This is a genomic window from Streptomyces sp. W16 (assembly GCF_033194735.1).
Lineage (GTDB): Bacteria > Actinomycetota > Actinomycetes > Streptomycetales > Streptomycetaceae > Streptomyces.
The window spans coordinates 1-1,529 of sequence record NZ_JAWOAI010001040.1 but is presented as its reverse complement, the minus strand read 5'-3'; the positions used below and the strand labels follow the sequence as shown (position 1 = coordinate 1,529).

The window sequence follows — 1,529 nt, the reverse complement described above, 5'->3', positions numbered from 1 at the left end:
CCCGCGGCCGCCCGGGCCCTCGCCGCGCTCGACCTCCAGGGCATGCGCCTCGGCCCGGTCGTCGCCGCGCCCACCCGCTGGTCGCTGCTCGTCAAGCCGTACTCCATGGAGCAGTTGGGCGAACTGCTCTACGCCAAGGACCATGTCCCCGGCTCGCTCCGCTTCCACGGCGAGGGCGGCTATCTCGCCCTGCCGCCCTCCGAGACCGGCCAGGGCCAGATCCGCTGGGAGCGCGCACCACTGCCCGGCTCGTCCTCGCCCTGGGTCCCCGATGTCGAGGCCGTGGTGGACGCCGTGGTCGAGGCCCTCACTCGTACGGGTGTGAGCGCCCCCGAGTTGTAGGGGTGTCGGGCGCGCGCGGACCGTGGCGCCCGTAGTTGGTCGTTATCTTCCGACACATGAACCTTCGTCTGCTCGCCCTCGCGGGCGTCGCGGTGTGCGCGGTCGCGCTGCCGCTGGCCGTGGCGTCCGCGGGACCCGTACGCGACGAGGGTCACGCAGCCGTACGTTCCCTGGTCCACTCCGACGGCGACGACGACCGGAAGGCGCCGTCCGTCGCGCCCTCGCCGGCGCCCGCGCCCACCCGCTCCCCGCTGACGCTCGGCCTGGGGCTGGCCACCGCCGCCCGCTGCGGACCCGAACTCTCCGCCCCCGACGGCATCGAGGCGCAGACCTGTGTCATGACGCAGGGCGAGGACACCTGGGCGCGCACCTACTACCGGAACGCGACCGGCGACGACCTGGACGCGGTGCTGAGCCTCATGGGGCCGGCGGACCGCACCGTGCAGATGCACTGCGCCGTGAGCGCCGAGGACGAGCCCTCGCTGTGCGAGACGCCCCGGGAGCGCACACGGGGCGATCTGGCGGCCTACACGGCCGTCGCGGAGTTCGCCGCCGGGCAGGGCGGGCGCGGGCCGCTGTTGCTGCGCTCGGGGAGCAACTCCCCGGCGCCTACGGCGAGTTGACGGACGGCGTCGTTCCGTACATGCGAGCCGGGCATGAAAAGACCCGGTTGCTGGCGACGGGGGATGCACCAGCAACCGGGCTACTCGAACGGTAACAAGAGATCGGCTGTTCGCAAATTCGATCTCGGCTATTTGGACACCGACTTGCCTTTCACAACGGGGAGTTGTGACAGGAGTCACCGAAGTGAACAGGCCTGTTGCGACTGACCGGTCGGTCAGCCGAACCCCCGCGCCTTTCTGTGTGTCAGCTGAGCGTGACCTGCCGGTTGGTGAGGCCGCCGCGCGCGCGGCGCTCGTCCGCGGTGAGCGGGACGTCCGTGGCCAGCGCGGCGGCGAGGCGCTCGGCGAACTCGGCGGCCGGCTTCTCCACGTCGTCCGCGCCGAACCCGCTCGGCAGGTCCCAGACGGGCACGGTGAGACCGTGAGCACGGAAGGAGCCCACGAGGCGGGTGCCCTCACCGAGACCGGAGCGGCCGGCGGCGTGCAGCCGGGCGAGAGCGTCCAGAAGCTGCTCCTCCGGGTACGGCATGACCCAGCGCAGGTGGTTCTTGTCCGGCGTCTCGC

3 protein-coding genes are annotated in these 1,529 nt (G+C 72.2%); 2 read left to right on the top strand and 1 reads right to left on the bottom strand.

Translation table 11 applies throughout. The annotated features are described in order from the left end of the window. Both R6V09_RS52860 and R6V09_RS52855 read left to right on the top strand, forming a co-directional pair. On the top strand, positions 1–342 hold a 342-nt coding region (locus tag R6V09_RS52860; RefSeq protein WP_317888514.1), incomplete at its 5' end, for a bifunctional DNA primase/polymerase. 56 nt (positions 343–398) lie between these two features. Continuing rightward, positions 399–965 (top strand): hypothetical protein, encoded by a 567-nt coding sequence (locus R6V09_RS52855; RefSeq protein ID WP_317888513.1) that lies wholly within the window; start codon positions 399–401, stop codon positions 963–965. A gap of 244 nt (positions 966–1,209) precedes the next feature. Here the strand turns inward: R6V09_RS52855 and R6V09_RS52850 are convergent. Beyond that, on the bottom strand, positions 1,210–1,529 hold a 320-nt coding region (locus R6V09_RS52850), incomplete at its 5' end, for a DUF5926 family protein (RefSeq protein WP_317888512.1).